Source organism: Rhodococcus globerulus NBRC 14531 (assembly GCF_001894805.1).
Lineage (GTDB): Bacteria > Actinomycetota > Actinomycetes > Mycobacteriales > Mycobacteriaceae > Rhodococcus_F > Rhodococcus_F globerula.
In genome coordinates this window covers 1-19,332 of sequence record NZ_BCWX01000001.1, presented here as the reverse complement: position 1 = coordinate 19,332, position 19,332 = coordinate 1, and the positions used below count along the sequence as shown (strand labels likewise).

The following is a 19,332-nucleotide window of genomic DNA, read 5'->3' as shown; positions in this document are numbered from 1 at the left end:
CGTTGGATTCGAATCATCTTCGCATCCGACGGGGTGTCGTGGAATGAGGGGTACGCGCCTCGCATCACCTACACGGAGCTAATCGTGAAGCGACACCTGCGCAAGCTCCTCGAGGTATCGCACAACCTCGGTTTGGTCTGCTCCTGGAGCCAAGCCGTCGACAGCGGTTTCCCAGATCTTGCCGAGCGTGTCGCCGAGAACAGTGGATACGTCCTGAGAACGAGCCAAATCCAAAGCGATTCCGATGTCCTTGCGCATCAGAGTTGCGGCGAATCCTGAGTCGAATGTTCCTGACAGAACGAATTTTTCGTACTTCGTCTCCGTTGCCTGGTTCCGGCCGCTACTGGCATTGATCACCGAAAGGAGCGTCGCCGGATCGATACCGAATTTGCGGCCCACCAACATGGCCTCCGCTGCGGCAACAAGACCGTTGGCTGCAAGAAGGTTGTTGAGTGCCTTTGCAGCGTGCCCCGACCCAACCGGACCGACGTGGATGATTGCCGTTCCGGTGGCACGCAGGAGCGGCAGAACCTCTGCGACCACATCGGCGTCACCGCCCGCCATCACGGCAAGATCCGCCTTCAGTGCACGTCCGACTCCGCCACTGACCGGGGCGTCGACAACTCGAACACCCTGCTCGGCGGCTATTCCAGCCAACTTCTGAGTGCGGTCCGGAATGCTCGACCCCATGTCCACGATGGTGCTACCTGCCTGCAGTTGCGACAGTAGTCCCCCCTCACCGAGAACCACGGCATCGACGATGTCACTGGTCGGCAGGACCAGCACCACCACGTCGCACTTCGCGAAGTCCGCGAAATCCGTTGTGCCCACAGCGCTCGGATGACTGTCGAGAAACCGTTGCTGCGACGCGGCATCGGCGTCACGGACAATCAACGGTTGGCCGGAGTTGACGAAGTTGCGGGCTATCGGGCCACCCATCGCACCCAGCCCGACAAGACCGACACTTTTGCCCGGCAACGGAATCACGCTCATGCCGAGACCTCCGCGGTGAGGGGGCCCAGTTCGGCAGTCAGGGTTTCCTGAACCACACGCATCGCCGCCATACCCATGGGCACTCCCACATAGGCGGTGGCGTGGATAACGGCCTCGGTGATCTCTGTACGAGTCAGGCCGTTGCTCAGACCCACGCGAACGTGGACGGACAACTCATGGGGCTGGCTGAGGGCGATCAGAATTCCGAGATTGATCAGCGAACGACTCCGACGGTCCAGGCCTGGCCTGGTCCAGGCACCGCCCCACACGAACTCGCTCACGAACTTCTGTAACTCTTCGCCGTCAGTCCCGGCATTCCGGGTCATTGCCGCATCGACGTATTCGGCACCGAGGACTTCCCTACGCACTGCCAAACCGGCCTCGAAGACGGTCTGGTGAGCCAGATCGAGCGGGCTATCTTGTGTCACTGTGAATCTCCCTCGAATTTGATGGTCACGCACTTGACCTGGCTGTAGTGATGGAGTGCCTCCACACCTTTTTCGCGCCCGTAACCGCTGTTCTTCCACCCGCCGAACGGAGTCTGCACGGATCCGGTTGACCAGGTGTTGACGAACACCTGACCAACTCGGATCCGCTCACTGACCCGCAGTGCCCGCGACACATTGCTGGTCCAAACACCGGCTACCAGTCCGTAATCCGAGTCGTTGGCCAGTTCGATCGCCTCGTCTTCGGTATCGAACGCGAGCACGAGAACCACGGGTCCGAATATCTCTTCGCGCGCGATCCGGGCCGAGTTGTCGACTCCGATGTACACCGTGGGATCGATGTAGAAGCCGCCGGTCTCCTGTGCCACCACAGAGACTGTTCCTCCGGTTACAGCCTGTGCACCTTCGGATTCCGCGATCTTGAAGTATTCCTGCACTCGTTCGAACTGCGCCCTGGTAATGAGTGGACCGATATCGCGCCCGGGACGCACCGCTGCGGCACCCGCAGCCAATTTCTGTACGACCTCGTCGTGGATCGATCGATGAACCAGGAGCCTTGTGCCGGCGGAACACACCTGGCCGGCATTGGCCGTGAAAGCAAGCAGCGAACCTGCAACCGCCTTCTCCACATCGGCGTCGGCAAAGACGATGTTGGCGGACTTTCCACCCAATTCCAGTGTCACCGGGATGATTCGGTCTGCAGCAACATGCCCGATCGCACGGCCGGTGCCCACGGAACCCGTAAATGCCACCTTGGACACATCCGGATGGGCCACCAAAGCAGCACCCGCATCCTGACCCGTACCGAGAACCACGTTGAAGACTCCGGCCGGAAAACCCACCTCGGTCGCGAGTTGAGCCAACCGAACCGTCGACGCCGACGTGCTCTCCGACGGCTTGACCACCACTGTGTTGCCGGCAGCCAAAGCTGGTGCGCACGCCCTCGCTGCCTGGTTCAGTGGCACATTCCACGGCGTGATGACTCCGATTACTCCGAAAGCCTCACGGCGGGTGTACACATGCTGATCCGGTGCCACGTCGAGAGTGTCACCGGCCGGCATGCCGATCAACCCGCCGTAGAAATCGAAGTACGTCGCCGAGTTCTCGACTTCAGCCAGTGCAACGGCCTCCGGTTTACCGGTTTCACTGATCTCCAACCGGGCCAACTCCGCAGAATCGGCGCGCATGGCCCGGGCGAGGTCACCGAACAACCGCGCCCGAGCAAGCGCCGGTATCTGCTTCCATGCCGTTTCGGCAGCAGATGCGGCCTGAACCGCCAGGTCGACGTCGTGAGCATTGCCGCACGCGAGTTGCCTTGCCTCACATCCGGTTGCCGGGTCTGTGACAGCCATGTAGTCGGCACTGGTCGGCATCACCGCACTACCGGCGATCCAATGATCGAGCTTGTCCAACGCACTTCCCATCTACAAGATGACGTAATAAGCCGACTCTAATGTCGAGAATCTAACAAAGTGCCGACCCTTTGTCGATGCTTTTCAGAAATTGAAGCTGCTACAACTCCTGCGGCTCCAACACCGCGCGCCGCTCGTTCAGGAAATCGTGCGGATAGCCGAGTCGCACCCGCGATGCTGCGTCGAGACGCTCCTGCTGCCCTTCGTCGAGCATCACCTGCAGAGCGCCGAGGTTGTCTCGAAGCTGTTCCACCGTGCGCGCGCCGATCGACGGCATGAGCCCCCGACGTATGACCCACGCCAAGGCAACCTGCGCGGGGCTGACTCCCAGTTCGGCCGCAATGTCTTGGGCAACGGTTCGGGCCTCCCGACCGGCAGGCGAGAGTCGTTCGGGGTCTCCCTTTCCGGCAAGTAGGCCGCGAGCCAAAGGACTCCAGGCACACAGGGCTAAATCCAATTCGCTCGCCATCGGAAGAAGCTCACGGTCGGGACTTCGTGCCACCAAGGAGTATTCGACCTGCATGGCGCAGTAGGCGCTCCAACCGCGCAACTCGGCGATTGCGTTCGAGCGGGCAACCACCCAGGCCGGAGTATTGGTGATACCGATCGCCAAGACCTTGCCACTGCGGACCAGATCGTCAAGTCCGCGGAGCGTCTCCTCGGCCGGCGTCTGCCGATCCCACGCATGCACCCACAACAAGTCGACGTAGTCGGTGCCGAGGCGTCGCAGACTCTCTTCGACACTGCGACGCAAGCTTTTCCGATGATTTCCACCGGAATTGGGATCACCCGGATGTGTCGGCAGCGTGTACTTGGTACTCACGACAACATCGTCACGCTCGGACGCGATCAGCCGCCCGAGAATCGTCTCGCTCGCACCGTTGGTGTAATTGTTGGCTGTGTCGATGAAATTACCGCCGACGCTGCGGAACTCCTTGTAGATATCCTGACAAATGGACTCGTCGGCTCCGAAGCCCCAGTCCGTTCCGAACGTCATGGCGCCCAGACACATTTCGCTGACTCGTAGTCCGGATCTGCCGAGCACTCGCAGCGGCATGCCTGCACCACTCACGGCTTCAGGCATCGTCGTCCACTACCCAGTTGACGAATCGATGCAACGGGTACATGCCGTCGTGCGGGCTGCCCATACTGCCGGTCAACGCGCTACCGAGCTTCACCACACGCTGAACTCCTGCTGTTGCCAGGCGATCTCGTACCTCGGCCTTGCGGTGTGTCGGGTAAACACCCACGGTCTGTGTTGCCACCGTCGCGAAATGCGCCGCGTCGGCCATCGATGCAATGGGGACGACGTTGACCGTCTTGTTGGTCGGGTGGAAGTCCACCGGTTCCGGTGAGCGGACAACAAGACCACTGCCGTCGTAGCTGCCCCAGATGCGGTAGTCGGGCTCGAGGAATCGCATGCCCTCAACTTCTTCGCGAATATCGCGCGGCGTCTTGGGACCAACGGCCTCGGCAAAGTCGCGGTCGACTCCCAGACGCTCACACAGCAACGCACAGAAGCGATCCACCTGCTCGATGTCACCCTCGACGGCAATGTGACGCGCCGCGAGGCAGGCGTCCTGGTTGAAGATAGTGGCGTCGGACGCTGCCAACTCCGCGACCTCGCGGAGAGTCTCTTCGGACTCGAAGGCTTCACGTCCGATGACGGACATCGAGACCTTGGGGTCGAAGGAGATCAGCTGAAAGCCGGGACCGGCGTACTTCGCGGCGTTCTCGATGGCGGGGCCACCACCCCACGCCACAAGCTTGTCGAAGTACTGGGAGCGGTAGAGCACGCTCTCGACCTTCTCGTCACCGCCGCGCCAGTACACGGCGGACATCGAGCGCAGGATCGGATGATCGGGTTCGATGTCGGACATGGTGCGCAGTACCGCCACGGTGGTGAACGGGTCAGCCGATGGCATCTTGAAGACGTTGACTGCCTTGACAAGCGCCGCGTCTGCGATCGATGTCATAGCGGCGCTCGGCGAGTTTCCGGCAAGCATGTGCACGAGGCGGGGTGGGAATGCCCGGACCCGGCTCACACGACCGTTGGGGTCGGTGCGCTCCACCCATCCGTCGAGGAGGTTGCGATCACCGAAGGTGCGGTCAAGACGGTATTCCAGCGCCTCCCGCGTCAGGAACTGGCCCGGCCGCGCGAAGGTGTTCTCGATGATTCTCCTGGGCAGCGCACTGACCTGAAGGGTCATCTCGAGGGATTCCTGCAGGTACTCGTTTGTCTCTAGCGTGAGATGCTTTGCCGTCTCGACCAGGAAGTCGATGATGTCCGTGACCGGCACGTCGAATGCCGGTCCGGGTTCGGTGCGTGGCACGAACAATCTGTTCAGTTCCAGAGCCGGCGTGACAAACGGAACCCCGAAGTCCCGCGACAGATACTCGGTGTCCTCACCCCAGACGAGCTTGCCTCGGATGAAATGAGGTACACGGATCTTGGACTTACTCGGTGCGAGTGTTGATGACGTAGTCATTGAAGTTTCTCTCAGTCCTCGAGGAATCCGCGGACGTACGCGTCCGTGGTGCCGGCACAGGTGATCTTGTCGTCGTCTGCCAGATCGGAGTAGCGGGTGATGTCTGCGTCAACCGTGGGGCCGGTTCGGCCACAGGAGCAGTCACCGAGTTCGACCGAGATCTTGTCTCCGGTGATCGTTCCGCCCCAACGTCCGTCGACGGTAGTGTCGAAGAACGCGGCGCGGCCTTCCACCTTGCCATCCGACTCGGGTGCAAGCGCTTCGCCGTTCTTGTCGAGAACGAACAGAACCAGCTCCGAAGGAACGTGGTACCGACCCGACGCGCATTTCGGCAAACGAATATTCAACTCTTGCATCGAGTAGTAGTGAAAGAACCGGCTCGGATCGATATTCAGCATTCGAAAGATCTGGTTCTGGTAGTCAGCCGGCAGTGACATGCCCTTGAGCCCGCCGCCCGCAGTCATCGCGTTCTCCCCCGTGATGTCTCCCTCCTTCATTCCGAGTTCTCGCAGAATCTCGGTGAGGCGGAACAGGTTCGGGAACTGAGAATTGAAAAAGATCTTCTCGGTGCGGTGTTCGATGATCTGCTCTGCCCAATGCCGCAGACGGCGTTCGTTTTCCGCCTGGCGCGCGGCGGCTGACGCCTCATGGGTAGCTAGCTCGTCCGGTGCCGCGGTCCCGTCTGCCATTGCCTTACGCATGGCAGACAGACGCGCCATATACGCATAGTGACCGCTTGCCTCCGCGCCCGACGGCCGCTCGATTCCGTCCGGTCGGCCGTACTCCTTGTAGATGAGATCACGCAGGGCGTTGTGTCCACTCAGACCCGTTTCCGGCCCGACCGGGATAACGTGCCACGAGTTGTCGCGATGAATCCCCAAGTCCGTCAGGCAGTCCAGCATGTTCTGCATGGACACTTCGCGATCCTGTACGGACTTGTTGAGGAAGGAACTCTTCCCGCTCGTTCCACTCGAACTCGACACCAGGTGCCCGACAGCTTCGAGGGCGTCGATATACCCGTCGACGTCGACGACGTCCGACACGTCCACTCCCTCGACGCGATGCGCCGAAAGCGAATCGAGCCACCGATTAAGCTGCGCCCATTGACCTTTAGCGATCAACGATTCCGGGTAGCTCTTATACGTGGTATGCGGAAACAGCAGAGGAATCATGTCCTCACGCCGTGCGATTTCGGTGATCCCCTCGTCGTCCGCCCGCTGCTTCAGTACCGGTACCTGCTGACGCAGTTCCTGGAATCGCGCGTCGAGTCGCTCGACAATCTCATCTCGCTGTGTGGTCGTCCCTGACATTGTGCCTCCAGTCGATGTTGCCCCCCGGAATTAACTTTACCCATGGGTTTAGTTTTCTGTCTATAGCTGAGTTCGACTGGCACACTGATGTTCATGACGTCGCACAGGTCCGAACCGGGCGCAGCCGGAGCACGCCGAAGCCGCGGGGGGCGCCCCACTCTCGAGCAGGCCACCGCACTGGATCACGCCATACGTGAAGGCGCCCTCGCCATGTTCCTCGAGCATGGATACGAGGGGACGTCGATGAATGCCATCGCTGCCGCGGCCGGCACTACCAAACCGACGCTGTACACACGATTCCCCACCAAGGAAGCAGTCTTCCGCTCGGTTCTCGGCTGGGCCGTCCAACGCACGGATTGGCCTGTGCCAGAACCACCTGCACCTGATCTCGACAATCTGGAAGTCGCGTTGACCACCATCGCGAGGACGGCACTGAGCCGCGCCCTGAACCCGTCCATGATCAAACTCGAACAGATCGCGATCACCTACGCTGAGCGCTTTCCGGACATCGCTCGTCGAACGCACGGCACGGGATTCTGGCCGCGCAAACAGTTGGTCACAGATCTACTCGTGCGGCATGCCGAGGCCGGCGAGATCGTCGCCGAGGAACCGGACGTACTCGCCGAACTATTTCTCGGCATGGCGTCCGGCGGTCCGGCCCGCCTGGCCTCGTTCGGAATTGTGCATGACCCCGCAGATCAAGAACGGCATGTTCAGTCCGCGGTAGCACTGTTTCTTCGAAGTCTCAGACCTGATTGAGATCGACTAGGCGGGCGTTATTGTGCGTAAACAGAATTCGGTGATCCGGTCGATATCCGAATCGGTAGGCTGAATCCGCTGCCAGAGGTAGTCGGAGAGCTTTCCGACTGTCGCGTGTGCCGCCAATGTGGCATCGAACTCCGGTGCTGCGCTGCCCAGTTCCGCAAGGGGACCACGCAGCAGGGTCGCCAGTGGACCGCTCGCCGACGGTGGCCCCGATACTGCGCCGACGCCCGTCCCACCCGCATTCCAGAGCACTGCTCGGGTAGTGGCCGCCGAATCTTCGTCGGCCTGGGACAGGACACCTTCGACCCACCGCCGAATCTTCCCCTCTGGGGTGTTCTCCTTGTCCATCTGATGCGCAACATACGTTGCCAAACGCTCGGAACCATCCTCCAAGATCGCCGAAACCAGTGCATCTTTCGACTTGAAGTGCCGATAGAAGACATCGTTGGACAGTCCCGCTTGTGCCACGATATCCGCGACGCGAGGGCGGGAGTTCGTTCCCAGTGACCTGATGACCACCAACGCGGCGTCAAGCAATCGGCGAACCTCGCTGGCATACACAGCGCCTCGATCTGCCAAGGCCCGCGCAGCAATTCGGGTTGCCAGATCTTGTGTCGGCTCGGTGGTCGAACCACTCATGTCCATCGGAATAAGATACCCCGTCACGAACGAGCCGCACTCAGTCCGCCGCTGGTATGCACCGCGGCGCAGATTCCACCGTCGACGAGAATATCTGTTCCGTTGAGGAAGCTGGCGTCATCCGAGAGCAGGAACGACACGACTGCTGCTACTTCGTCAGCAGTACCGGTCCGGGCAAGAGGCGTCTGTGTGACCAGCGCACGCAGATGCGCGTTGTTCTCGGCTTCTTGTCGGCCTTGAGGGGTGTCGATCAATCCGGGTGACAGCGAGCAGACGCGTGCGCCGACGGCGCCCAATCGCACGGCCTCGTGTTTCACGAAACGCTGAACACCGTATTTCGCCCACGCGTACGCGGCGCCGGTGTGTTCGATCGCGGGCCCGACCGCTTCGTAGATCTCGTCCAGAAAGTTTTCTCGCAGAGGATCTTCCAGCGCTGCAGCGGTTGCAGCGTCCGGCTCGAGTGACGCCAGTGTCGGCGCCATGGATGCAAAACACACCATTGCCGTGCCAGCCGTGGCGAGCGGGCGCAACGCTTCCGCGAGCAAGGCGGTACCCACAAGATCGACAGAAAAGATTCTGCGCCAGTCGGCCATGGTCGGCGAGATTCCGGCGACATGTGCGACCGACCGCAAGGTTCCGAGTTCACGCACTCGATCGACTAGACGAGCAAGGCCAGCAGGGTCCGTGACATCGAGAACAAACGGTTCTACGACGGCGCGGCCGGTCCCGGAAAGTTCAGCTGCTGCCGCCGCCACGGTTTCCGGGTCCATGTCGACCAGCAACAAACGGTCCACCGAGTCGGTCAGACGCCGCGCGCAGGCAAAACCCATGCCACGTCCCGCGCCGGTCACAATTCCGACAGTAGTCATGACTTCGCACCAACTTCCGCTTGCCGCGCGACCGGTGTCGCCCAACACTGTTCGAGGCCGGTCTTCGCGGTTCTGCTCACGAGTTCGATCCGAAATCCCCAAGGACTACGCTGGAACGAGAAGAACGGTATGCCATCAGACCCGAGACGTGTTGCCTCGGTGACGTATCCGTGACGCGCCAGCTCTGCAGAATCTGCCGCGACGTCGTCGGACCAGTACCCGACATGATGAATGCCTTGCCCTCTACTTGCATCCCACAGAGTCGACTGCGGAACGGCGCGAACGATTTCCACGCGCGGCGCGGTCACCGAATACGCACATCGCAGATCAACGGTGGCATCGCCGCTCGGCAATGTGACGTTGATCGGGCCACCGACCTCAGGGCCCCATTCGTACCCGAACAGCGACGACAGTTCGTCCCTGGTCTGCTCGAACGTTTCGGTGACGATCCCGAGATGGAAGAGATCCTCGGCCTTCATTCCTCGATCACCTCGGTCCGCGGCGCCTGTGACACCCGTGCGCCCAAAACACCCAGAACAAGATTCTTTGGCATGAGAAGAATATTCTCACCCGGACGCGCGGAATGCAAGGAAATCTCGCGATCCCCGCAAAACAACACGCGACCAAGACATTTGCCCGTCCCGACTAGTTGGGCTGGACCGAGTTCACCTTCATACCCCGAGCCATCGCCGTCAGTGCATCTCGCCGAGGAATCGACAGGAGTTGATCGAAAACCGCTTTGTGATGGTCGCTGGGAAACAGCGTCGGCCCGTTGTCGATGTTGTCCAAGGTCAGCGTCACCACCTCGTCCGGCGACATGACATTATTCATCGTGGCCGGGTCGATCCCGCTCCGCCGCAGCGCTTCGGTATCGGTAGCCCCCGGGCAAATCGTCAGTACGTCAATACCTTCCGGCGTCAGCTCACCCCACAGGCCCTCTCCCAAACTGTTCAGGAATGCCTTACTCGACGAATAGGCCGTGGAATACGGGCAACCCAACAATGCTTCGATCGAGCTGGTCACAATGATGCCGCCACGTCCACGCGCTCGTAGGCGCGGAATGAAACCACGGGTCAGCAGCATGGGCGTTGTGCAGTTCACCGTCACCATGTCCGCCAGCTCTGCTGGGTCCATAGCGGAGTGTTCTCCTTTGAACCCGTAACCGGCATTACTCACAACCAGCCCGATATCGAGGCCTGATGTCGCGTCGAGAATCGACGCCGTCGCCGCAACTTCAGCAAGATCTGCAGAGCAGACAGTTACTTCGACGCCGTGCTCGGCTCGCAATCTCGAGGCCAATTCCTCCAGGAGCGATTCCCGGCGCGCAACCAAGACCACATCGAGGCCCATGGCCGCCAACTGTTCGGCAAACGACTGACCGATGCCGGAGGAAGCACCAGTCACCAGCGCTACCGGGCCATATCTGCTGACAAAGTCATTACTGTTCACATGCACTGCTTTCTCACAACAATGCTCCGCCTGTTGATACACGTTCACGCGTATCAACAGCCGGAGCATGCGGCTTCTCGATCCTTCCCGCACCGGACCGTGCGCGGGAAGTAGTTCACTAACCGACTGACACGAGGTTCACTCCGTCTGCCGGACACTTGCCGAACAGACTGACCCCACGAAACATTTCGGTCGCACCGACGGGATCGGGCGAGCTGGATGCGGCCGCAAGTGCGTGGGACTTGAAAACCATTGCAGCGCGGCTTAACTGGTGCGAGCTCGGCCCGAAGTGATGAGCAAGATCGCTCGGGACCGTGTCACCCCACAACGTGACGTCGATAATGCCGCGATCGAGGGTATCGAGCAATCCTTCACGCACCATCGCATTGGACTCGAACAGATCACCCGCCAGAGCAATCGCCTGCGGGCGCGGCCCGTTGGGCGCGGCCATCACGGACTCCAAATCCAACGTGGTTGCCCCGAGAATCTGCAACGGCCGAGTGTTCTCGTGCTTTTCGACGATAACCGTGACGTCCCAGCCAGCCATTACCTGGTCGAACATCCACCCGCCGGCATGGCGCACCACGTCGACAACGCTGGGCGCGAGGACTGCCAGACGGTACCTCAGGCTGTGCCGGCGAGCGCGAGCTGTCGAGTCAGCGATTGCGTGTAGTCCTTGAAGATTTCGGTCAGTGGAATCGAACGATCGAGCAGCCATGAGGTCTCCATTCCGTTGAGAAACGCGACAATCTCTACGGCCTTGACGGCCGGGTCAATATCATTGCGGTATTTTCCTGCGCGTTGACCGCGCAGAATACCTGCGGCAATCGTGTCGATTGCCGCACGCTGCCGAGCGAGCAGGCGACCATGCAACGGGGCTTCCGGATCCAAACTCTCGATCAGAAGCACCGAGTACATCCCGATCAAGTGAGGCGAGCGTTCGAACCGCGCACCCACTTGCTCGAGCTGTTCTATGACATCGCCAGTTCGATCAGCATGAGCATCGTCATCTGCATCCCGCGCGTCGAGCACGGCATGCAGTAACTGTTCTTTGGACTCGAAGTGGTGCAAAAGTCCAGCCGACGTCACACCGGCTTCACCGGCGATCTGCGCAAGCGTCGTGCTGCGCCACCCGTTTAGTGCAAGTAGTCGCTGAGCAGCGGAAAGGATGAGCTGTTTCCGGTCTTCGCCCTTTGCTAAAAGAGTGGCATACGGGCGCTGCGCGGTCATCGAACTCCTCTGCTCAAAGCAACCTACTGAACACACAGTAGGTTGTTTTCAGCTCTGTGACAAGCGTCTCATCAAAGATGAAGTTGTGCAACAGGACACAGCTAATGTGCCGCTTTTCGGTCGCCGCGCGCGCAAAGACCCCTAAATCGCTTACAACCCGAGGGACTTCGCGATTATCACCTTCATAACCTCGCTCGTACCTGCATAAATACGTGCCACCCGGGCATCTGTGTACAACCTCGCGATCGGATACTCCATCATGTAGCCGTAACCACCGAAAAGCTGAAGGCATCGGTCGACCACGCGCGCTTGCATTTCGGTGCAGAACAACTTGACCCGTGCTGCATCAGCACCCGACAACTCGCCGTCGACCAGATCGAGAACCGCCCGATCGATCATCGTCTGCCCGGCCTCGATCTCCGCCGACATAGCCGCCAATTCGAACTTCGTATTCTGGAACGACGCAACCGGTGTCCCGAAAGCCTTGCGCTCCTTGACGTACTCGATAGTTGCCGTCACCGCGGCCCGAGCCTGAGCCACCGAACCGACAGCAACAGTCATCCGCTCCTGCGGAAGATTGCGACCGAGGTAGCCGAACGCGGCGCCTTCGTCGCCCAATCTGTTCGCAGCAGGCACTCGCACATTGTCGAACGACAACTCGACTGTGTCCTGAACCTTGCAGCCCATCTTGTCGAGGACACGCCCGCGGGTGAACCCGGGCATTCCATCCTCCACGACCAGCAGTGAAAGACCGGCGCGTCGATTCTCCGGATCCGTCGACGTGCGCGCGACAACGATCACGAGATCAGCGAGCAAGCCGCCGGTGATGAATGTCTTGGCACCGTTGACCACGTACTCGTCCCCGTCGCGCACCGCAGTGGTGCGTACGCCCGCAAGATCGGAACCGGTACCCGGTTCGGTCATCGCGATCGCCGAGAGAAGTGTTCCTGCCGCCAACCCGGGGAACCAACGTGATCGCTGTTCCTCGTTAGCGTAGGCAAGGAAATACGGAAGGATCACATCGAGTTGTGTGCGGACCGTGCTCAACGTGACCAGGGCGCGCGCCGACTCCTCTTGCAAAATGACGTTGTACCGATAGTCGGGCATTCCCGCTCCCCCGTACTCCTCGGGGATTGCGGTACCGAGCAGCCCCAACGAGCCGAGTTGTTCGAAAGTTGCCCGCGGCATCTGGCCGGCCTTTTCCCACGACGGGTACTCGGGGACAACGTGCTTCTCGATGAAATCGCGGGCGAGCTTACGGAATGACTCGTGATCGGGAGTGAACACTTCTCTGCGCATTTTGTCTCTTCCTCACACAGCCAGTTCGACGAGCGTGGCGTTCGCGGTGCCGCCACCCTCACACATTGTTTGCAATCCGTACTGAATTCCGTTGTAGCGCATGTGATGAATCATTCGAGTCATCAGAACCGCTCCGGAACCACCGAGCGGATGTCCGAGCGCGATCGCGCCGCCGAGGGGGTTGACCAATGCCGGATCCGCACCGGTTTCCGCAAGCCACGCCAGTGGCACCGACGCGAAGGCTTCGTTGACCTCGAACACTCCGACCTCGTTCAGGTCGACTCGAGCCTTCTTCAAGACCTTGTCCGTCGCCGGAATCGGACCGGTGAGCATGAGCACCGGATCGGAACCGGTCACAGCGCCTGCGCAGTAGCGAACAATCGGCGTCAGTCCGAGCTGGCGTGCCCGCTCCGGCGTCGTCACCAACAGTGCTGCGGCGCCGTCGGAAATCTGCGACGAGTTGCCCGCGTGAATGACTCCGTCATCTGCGAATGCGGGCTTCAACTTCGCGAGAGTCTCCACCGAGGTTCCGCGGCGAATACCTTCGTCAGCCGAGACGACTCCGGAATCGGTTGTCACCGAGACGATCTGGCTCTCGAAAGCGCCGTCGTCCTGGGCTGCGGCGGCGCGCTCGTGTGAAAGCGCGGAGAACTCGTCGAGATGTGTACGCGTGAGAGCCCACTTCTGTGCGATGGCCTCGGCCGACAATCCCTGATTGAACGAGAAATTGTCGTAGCGTTCGAAGACTTTGGGGCCATACGGCTGCCCGGACGCCTTGGCGGCGCCCAGCGGAACCCGACTCATGACTTCGACGCCGCCCGCGACAACAACATCCTGCTGACCCGACATGACGGCCTGCACCGCAAAATCGAGTGCCTGCTGGCTCGAACCGCACGCCCGGTTGACCGTCGTACCCGGGATGGACTCGGGCCATCCGGCTGCGAGTACTGAGTAGCGGCCGATATTGCTCGACTGGTCACCGACCTGGGAGACGCAACCCCAGATCACGTCGTCGACGATCCCAGGATCAATTCCGGTGCGCTCGGCCAGGGCGGCGAGGACCACTGCGGACAAGTCCGCCGGATGTACGCTCGACAACCCGCCGTTGCGCTTCCCCACCGGAGTCCGAACTGCTTCGGCGATTACAACTTCACGCATGTCTCTCCACTCTCCGAACTGATTCTGTTCAACTACCGATTCGCGGCACGGCCCAGCGGCCGGCAAATCGTGGTTCACGTTTCTCCGCAAATGCGGCGTACGCCTCCGGTGCGTCGGAGGTACCGAAATTCATTGCCTGCGCGCGTGCCTCGTTGGCGAGCGCATCCCGCATCGTGCGGTCGGCGCCTTCGTGCAACAACGATTTACTCTGTGCCAGCGCGATAGGTGGTCCTGACGCCAATCGCTGTGCCAGGTCGCGGGCATATCCGTCGATCTCCGATTTCGGCACAACCCAGGTCACCAGGCCAAGTTCCTCGGCTTCCTCGGCGCCGATGGTCTCGGCGAGCAATACAAGGCGTTTGGCCTGTTGTAGACCGACAAGTTTTGGCAGCAGCCATGATCCGCCGAGGTCCAAGGACAACCCGCGCTTGGAGAAGATCTGCGAAAACGTCGATTCGGGTGTGGCCACCACCAGGTCGCACCCGAGCGCCAGATTCCACCCTGCACCGACGGCCACTCCGGACACCTTGGCGACGGTCGGTATCGGCAGTTCGTGGAGCAGCAGGGCAACATCGGTGAGGACGCGCAACTTGTGCATGGGGTGGATGTCGGCGATTTCCGACAGATCCGCACCCGAACAGAACGCGCCGTCTGCCCCCTCGATGACCAGCGCCCGAACATCGCGGTTGGTCTCGAGGGATACCAGCGAATCGCGCAGTGCTGCCCATAGTTCCGGATTGATCGCATTCTTACGGTGCGGGCGGTTGAGCGTCAGTGTCCGAACGCCGTCGCGGTCGTCGCTCAGCAGGACGGGGCCGGGCGCCACCGATGTGTTTTTCTCGTGCGCCATCAGCAGTACGCCGGTCCGATCGCGCCGTCGCCGCGCAACGCCGCGATGTCGTCTCCGGTGAAACCGAAGTCCGCGAGCACACGATCCGTGTGCTGCCCGAGTCCCGGTACCGCCCCCATCGGCGGCTCGAAGCCCGCAATGATCGGCGGTGGCAGCAGTGCCTCGATCGGGCCGGCAGATGTGTCGACCTGCCGCCAGCGGTCACGAGCACTCAGTTGTGGGTGCTCGAGCACTTCGCTGGGGAGGTTGTAGCGAGAGTTTCCGATTCCGGCAGCGTCGGCAGTCTTCTGAATGTGCTCGAGATCGTGTCGACCACACCATGATTCGATGGCCTCGTCGAGAACCTCCCGATGACGAACCCTCCCGGAGTTGCCGGCAAACCGCGTGTCGTCCGCCAGGTCGGGACGCTCCAGTATCTCGCGGGCAAGTCGCTGCCATTCACGGTCGTTGGTCGTGCCGAGTACAACCGTCTGCCCGTCTCGGGTCCCGTACGAACCGTACGGTGATACGGCAGGCGAACTCATCCCCAATGGTTGCTGATCGATCCCCGAGTACTTCGTGTACGTGAGCGGGTAGCCCATCAACTCCGTCATGGTGTCGAACAGACTCACCGACACCGACGACAGTTCGCCGCCGTTTCCACGACCCTTGCCGCACAGCAGCGCCAGGATCGACAGCGCCGCATACAGTCCCGAGGAGATATCGGCGACGGGCGGTCCGGGTTTTGCCGGCTCGCCCGGGCGTCCGGTGACGGCACATGCACCGGACTCTGCCTGGACGAGAAGGTCGTACGCCCGCTTGTGCGACAGCGGACCACCGGCGCCGTAGCCGTCGATTTCCACCGTGATCAAATCCGGATGCCGTTCGGCCAGATCACTCGCCGACAGACGAAGTCGTGCCATCGCGCCCGGCGCCAAGTTCGACACCAACACGTGAGCCTTGTCCAACAGCCTGTGCATGGTTTCGATCCCGGCCTCGGATTTCAAGTTCAAGGTGACTGATTCCTTACCGCGATTGGCCCAGACAAAATGTGCGGCAAGACCATTCACGACATCGTCGTAGTCTCGCGCAAAATCGCCACCCTGCGGATTCTCGACCTTGATCACGCGGGCGCCGAAATCCGCCAACGTACGCGTACACATCGGAGCGGACACGGCTTGCTCCAACGTCACCACGGTAATTCCCGCGAGCGGCCCCCCTGATGTAGCAGAGGAGCCCGCGGCAGGCTCCGAACCCGACATCACATCACCATGCCACCATCCACCGGCAGCACCTGCCCGGTGACGAAGGAAGAAGCATTCGACGCCAGGAACACAAAGGCACCCGCGATTTCCTCGGGCTCCGCCCAGCGGCGCAACGGGATTCGCGTCATCATGTTCGCGGCGAACTTCTCGTCGGTGCGAATGGTCTCGGTCATCGGCGTTGCAGCCAATGGGGCAAGTGCGTTGACCAGGATGTTCTTACGCGCCAGTTCCCGAGCCAGAGACTTGGTCAGGCCGATGATCCCGGCCTTCGCGGCCGAGTAGTTCACCTGGCCGAGCGTTCCGGTGATTCCGGCCGAGGACGTCACGTTGATGATTCGCCCTGTCCCGTCGGTAGCCAGGAACGGCAAAGCTGCCTGCGAGCAATGGAATGCGCCGAGCAGGTGGATGTCGAGCATCCGCTGGAACGAATCCTGCGCAAGATCCTTGAACATCGCGGGCGCGGTCACGCCGGCATTGTTCACCAGGATGTGCAGCTTCCCCTCGGTGAAACCGGCGGCGCGTGCCACCGCGGCGTCGGCGGCTGCACGGTCCCTGACATCGAGCGCAAAACTGTCCGCCTTGCCACCCGCCGCCGTAATACGTTCTGCAACAGCAGCTGCCGCGTCACCGTCGACGTCGGTGACCAGCACGGTCGCTCCAGCCGTCGCAAACGCCCGCGCAACGGCGGAGCCGATACCGCCGGCCGCGCCGGTGACCAGTGCTGATCGTCCCGTCAAGTCGAACATCGGATTGGTTGCGGTCATCAGTAGCTCCTCGGCATTCCCAAAGTATGTGATCCCAGATAGTTCAAAATCATTTCCTGACTGATGGGTGCAATCCGCATCAGTCGGGCCTCACGGAAGTAGCGGGCGACGTGGTATTCCTCGGAATAGCCCATCCCACCGTGAGTTTGCAGTGCTCGGTCCGCAGCGGCAAAACCTGCTTCGGCACACAGATACTTGGCCGTGTTGGCTTCGCGACCACACTGATTCCCCTGGTCGTACAACCAGGTTGCCTTGCGCAGCACCAGCTCTGCGGCATCAAGATGGGCAAGCGCGTCCGCAAGCGGAAACTGAATGCCCTGATTCATGCCGATCGGCCGACCGAATACCTCACGCTCGTTGGCGTACTTCACTGCTTTCTCGAGTGCCACCCGGCCGATACCGAGCGCCTCGGACGCGATGAGCATGCGTTCCGGATTCAGGCCGTCGAGGAGGTACGAGAACCCCTTACCTTCCTCACCAACCCTGTCCTCGACGGGAATCCGAAGATTGTCGATGAACAATTCGTTGGACGTGACGGCGTTTCGACCCATTTTCGCAATCGGCCGGATGTCGACACAACTGCGGTCCAGATCGGTCAGGAACAACGTCATTCCGTCGGTTTTCTTCTTGACGTCGTCATAACGCTCAGTACGGGTCAGAAGCAGAATCTTCTCGGATTCAAGTGCTTTCGAGATCCACACCTTACGCCCGTTGACCACATAGTGGTCTCCGTCGCGCTTGGCGAAGGTCGAGATTCGAGACGTATCCAGACCGGCCCCAGGTTCCGTCACTCCGAAGCAGACATGCAGGTCACCTGACGCGATACGCGGCAGTGTTCGCGCTTTGAGTTCATCGGATCCGTGGACCACCACCGGATGCATGCCGAAGATGGACAGGTGAATCGAACTGGCGGCGTTCATGCCGCCGCCGGACCTGGCCACCTCTTCGAGAAGTATTGTGGCTTCGGTGATTCCGAGCCCGTGACCGCCGTATTCCTCGGGGATGGTCATTCCCAGCCAACCGCCCTCGGCGATGGCGTTGTAGAACTCGACGGGGAACTCGTGCGCCCGGTCCTTCTCCATCCAGTACTGATCGTCGAACTTCTTCACCAGTTCAGCGACCGACTTGCGGATCAATTCCTGATCCTCGGTCAGTTCGAAATTCATACCGCCGGACACAATCGACTCCTCTGCTGTGCATCACCTGAAGGCTCGTCGGTGCGGCGCCCGGTTACCCGAACTCCCGCACCGACTTTCGTTGCTGTCTACGTGTTCAATCGGAGGCGGGGAGCGCGTTGGCAGCCTTGAGGGTCATGGCAACGCCGTCGCAGCTCAGTTCACCTACTCCGGACGACGTGCACAGCACTTCGAGGCTCTGATCGGCGTCTACATAGCGTTTCCCGATGAGCGTGACCGCGTCGGTGACTGTTGAGGCGGCCGCCTGCCCCGGCGCAGCGGGAACCATTGGGCTACCCCCACAGGCGATTACCGGGTTTCCGGCTGCAGGTGCGCGGACGACGATCACCCGCGTGGTGCACACGGAACTGGCGAGCTGGCCTCCCGGCCGCAAAGGTATTGGTGCGGTCATGGTGAACCTCCCTTTTCGATAGGTCGATCGCCGAGCAGGGCCGAACCTGTGGGCGTCAAGTGTCGACGCGAAGAAATCAGGCCGAGCCGACAGGTACTCGTCGGTGGATCGTCCAAATTGACGACTTCCTAGGAAATTATATTCTCCATACTAGAGAATCAAGCTCTCTTTGACTATTCGCAGGAGGAAAAATGTCAGGACAGCGTCGTGGAACCGCCATCGCCATGACAGAGGAGGAACGCCATACGTTCCTCTCCGCGCAGCCGATCTGCCGAGTGGCGACCGTCGGACAGAGCGGAAGACCGCACGTCAGCGCCCTGTGGTTCGCCTGGGACGGAACCTCGATCTGGCTCAATTCACTCACCCGGAGCAGACGGTGGACCGATCTCGAACTCGATCCCCGGGTAAGCGTCATCGTCGACGAGGGAGATACGGACTTCCTCGGCCTACGCGGCGTTGAGCTGGAGGGAAAGGTGCGACAAGTAGGCGAAATACCTCGCCACGGGGAACCGGACGACGCCTTGATCACCCCCGAGCGCCTGTTTGCCGACAAGTACATCGGCAAGGACGGGAACTTCAGTTACGACGGCCGGCACGGCTGGCTCCAACTCGTTCCGGAGAACATCGTGAGCTGGGATTTCTCCAAACTCCGGCGATAGCGGTTGACTACCGACATTCGCGTATGGCAGTCTGAATTTCGTTGTTGAGAATCGCATTCTCATTCGAGAGAGTGCATCCTTCAGAAATCTGTACCAGCCGAACCAGCCGCAGCGCACAGCCAAATCACGCTTCGGCATCGCGGCGGAACACGAACATGAGAACGAGAGG

21 protein-coding genes are annotated in these 19,332 nt (G+C 60.9%); 2 read left to right on the top strand and 19 right to left on the bottom strand.

Translation table 11 applies throughout. The features are described 5' to 3' along the window. Positions 1 to 78 precede the first annotated feature (78 nt). The 6 genes from RG2_RS00105 to RG2_RS00080 form a co-directional block, all read right to left on the bottom strand. Positions 79 to 993 carry an NAD(P)-dependent oxidoreductase gene (locus RG2_RS00105; RefSeq protein ID WP_033231781.1) on the bottom strand — a complete coding sequence of 305 codons (915 nt, stop codon included), beginning with the start codon at positions 991 to 993 and terminating at the stop codon, positions 79 to 81. Next, entirely contained in the window at positions 990 to 1,421 is a 432-nt protein-coding gene (locus RG2_RS00100; protein ID WP_230590011.1) for a carboxymuconolactone decarboxylase family protein, read from the bottom strand. The genes RG2_RS00105 and RG2_RS00100 overlap by 4 nt, the downstream gene beginning before the upstream one ends. Beyond that, positions 1,418 to 2,863: an aldehyde dehydrogenase family protein gene (locus RG2_RS00095; RefSeq protein ID WP_080711619.1), complete on the bottom strand. Its 1,446-nt coding sequence runs from the start codon at positions 2,861 to 2,863 to the stop codon at positions 1,418 to 1,420. The genes RG2_RS00100 and RG2_RS00095 overlap by 4 nt, the downstream gene beginning before the upstream one ends. 88 nt (positions 2,864 to 2,951) lie before the next feature. After that, positions 2,952 to 3,935, bottom strand: a complete 984-nt coding sequence (locus RG2_RS00090) for an aldo/keto reductase (protein WP_080711620.1) — start codon at positions 3,933 to 3,935, stop codon at positions 2,952 to 2,954. Continuing rightward, positions 3,928 to 5,340 carry an acyl-CoA reductase gene (locus tag RG2_RS00085; RefSeq protein ID WP_033231782.1) on the bottom strand — a complete coding sequence of 471 codons (1,413 nt, stop codon included), beginning with the start codon at positions 5,338 to 5,340 and terminating at the stop codon, positions 3,928 to 3,930. Before RG2_RS00085 ends, RG2_RS00090 begins: the two co-directional genes overlap by 8 nt. A gap of 11 nt (positions 5,341 to 5,351) precedes the next feature. Then, complete coding sequence (locus RG2_RS00080) at positions 5,352 to 6,650, bottom strand: hypothetical protein (protein WP_033231783.1); 1,299 nt, start codon at positions 6,648 to 6,650, stop codon at positions 5,352 to 5,354. Between the two features lie 93 nt (positions 6,651 to 6,743). Between RG2_RS00080 and RG2_RS00075 the strand changes: the two genes are divergently transcribed. Further along, positions 6,744 to 7,409: a TetR/AcrR family transcriptional regulator gene (locus RG2_RS00075; RefSeq protein WP_033231872.1), complete on the top strand. Its 666-nt coding sequence runs from the start codon at positions 6,744 to 6,746 to the stop codon at positions 7,407 to 7,409. Positions 7,410 to 7,415: 6 nt separating this feature from the next. Here the strand turns inward: RG2_RS00075 and RG2_RS00070 are convergent, their stop codons facing one another. From RG2_RS00070 to RG2_RS00010, 13 genes are all read right to left on the bottom strand, one after another. Next, positions 7,416 to 8,054 carry a TetR/AcrR family transcriptional regulator gene (locus RG2_RS00070; RefSeq protein WP_033231873.1) on the bottom strand — a complete coding sequence of 213 codons (639 nt, stop codon included), beginning with the start codon at positions 8,052 to 8,054 and terminating at the stop codon, positions 7,416 to 7,418. 23 nt (positions 8,055 to 8,077) lie between these two features. Beyond that, a complete protein-coding gene (locus RG2_RS00065) occupies positions 8,078 to 8,923 on the bottom strand; it encodes an SDR family oxidoreductase (protein WP_033231784.1) in 846 nt (281 codons plus the stop codon). Further along, on the bottom strand, positions 8,920 to 9,402 hold the full coding sequence (locus tag RG2_RS00060) for a VOC family protein (RefSeq protein WP_033231785.1): 483 nt from the start codon (positions 9,400 to 9,402) through the stop codon (positions 8,920 to 8,922). Before RG2_RS00060 ends, RG2_RS00065 begins: the two co-directional genes overlap by 4 nt. Positions 9,403 to 9,568: 166 nt before the next feature. After that, positions 9,569 to 10,372 (bottom strand): SDR family NAD(P)-dependent oxidoreductase, encoded by an 804-nt coding sequence (locus tag RG2_RS00055; RefSeq protein WP_051730307.1) that lies wholly within the window; start codon positions 10,370 to 10,372, stop codon positions 9,569 to 9,571. Between the two features lie 118 nt (positions 10,373 to 10,490). Next, entirely contained in the window at positions 10,491 to 11,000 is a 510-nt protein-coding gene (locus tag RG2_RS00050; RefSeq protein ID WP_033231875.1) for a hypothetical protein, read from the bottom strand. Beyond that, positions 10,997 to 11,602 (bottom strand): TetR/AcrR family transcriptional regulator, encoded by a 606-nt coding sequence (locus RG2_RS00045; RefSeq protein ID WP_033231786.1) that lies wholly within the window; start codon positions 11,600 to 11,602, stop codon positions 10,997 to 10,999. The genes RG2_RS00050 and RG2_RS00045 overlap by 4 nt, the downstream gene beginning before the upstream one ends. A 150-nt stretch (positions 11,603 to 11,752) precedes the next feature. Further along, on the bottom strand, positions 11,753 to 12,901 hold the full coding sequence (locus RG2_RS00040; RefSeq protein WP_033231787.1) for an acyl-CoA dehydrogenase family protein: 1,149 nt from the start codon (positions 12,899 to 12,901) through the stop codon (positions 11,753 to 11,755). A gap of 12 nt (positions 12,902 to 12,913) precedes the next feature. Next, complete coding sequence (locus RG2_RS00035) at positions 12,914 to 14,059, bottom strand: thiolase family protein (RefSeq protein WP_033231788.1); 1,146 nt, start codon at positions 14,057 to 14,059, stop codon at positions 12,914 to 12,916. A gap of 28 nt (positions 14,060 to 14,087) precedes the next feature. Next, positions 14,088 to 14,909 (bottom strand): enoyl-CoA hydratase/isomerase family protein, encoded by an 822-nt coding sequence (locus tag RG2_RS00030; protein ID WP_051730291.1) that lies wholly within the window; start codon positions 14,907 to 14,909, stop codon positions 14,088 to 14,090. Next, complete coding sequence (locus tag RG2_RS00025; RefSeq protein WP_045064751.1) at positions 14,909 to 16,150, bottom strand: CaiB/BaiF CoA transferase family protein; 1,242 nt, start codon at positions 16,148 to 16,150, stop codon at positions 14,909 to 14,911. The genes RG2_RS00030 and RG2_RS00025 overlap by 1 nt, the downstream gene beginning before the upstream one ends. After that, the gene (locus RG2_RS00020; RefSeq protein WP_033231789.1) at positions 16,150 to 16,917 is read right to left on the bottom strand and encodes an SDR family NAD(P)-dependent oxidoreductase; all 768 of its coding nucleotides are present in this window, start codon (positions 16,915 to 16,917) and stop codon (positions 16,150 to 16,152) included. The genes RG2_RS00025 and RG2_RS00020 overlap by 1 nt, the downstream gene beginning before the upstream one ends. Further along, positions 16,917 to 18,083: an acyl-CoA dehydrogenase family protein gene (locus tag RG2_RS00015; protein ID WP_033231878.1), complete on the bottom strand. Its 1,167-nt coding sequence runs from the start codon at positions 18,081 to 18,083 to the stop codon at positions 16,917 to 16,919. Before RG2_RS00015 ends, RG2_RS00020 begins: the two co-directional genes overlap by 1 nt. 106 nt (positions 18,084 to 18,189) lie before the next feature. Further along, a complete protein-coding gene (locus RG2_RS00010) occupies positions 18,190 to 18,504 on the bottom strand; it encodes a hypothetical protein (RefSeq protein ID WP_033231790.1) in 315 nt (104 codons plus the stop codon). Between the two features lie 191 nt (positions 18,505 to 18,695). Between RG2_RS00010 and RG2_RS00005 the strand changes: the two genes are divergently transcribed. Beyond that, positions 18,696 to 19,163, top strand: coding sequence for a pyridoxamine 5'-phosphate oxidase family protein (locus RG2_RS00005; protein WP_033231791.1), 468 nt, complete (start codon positions 18,696 to 18,698; stop codon positions 19,161 to 19,163). Positions 19,164 to 19,332 lie beyond the last annotated feature (169 nt).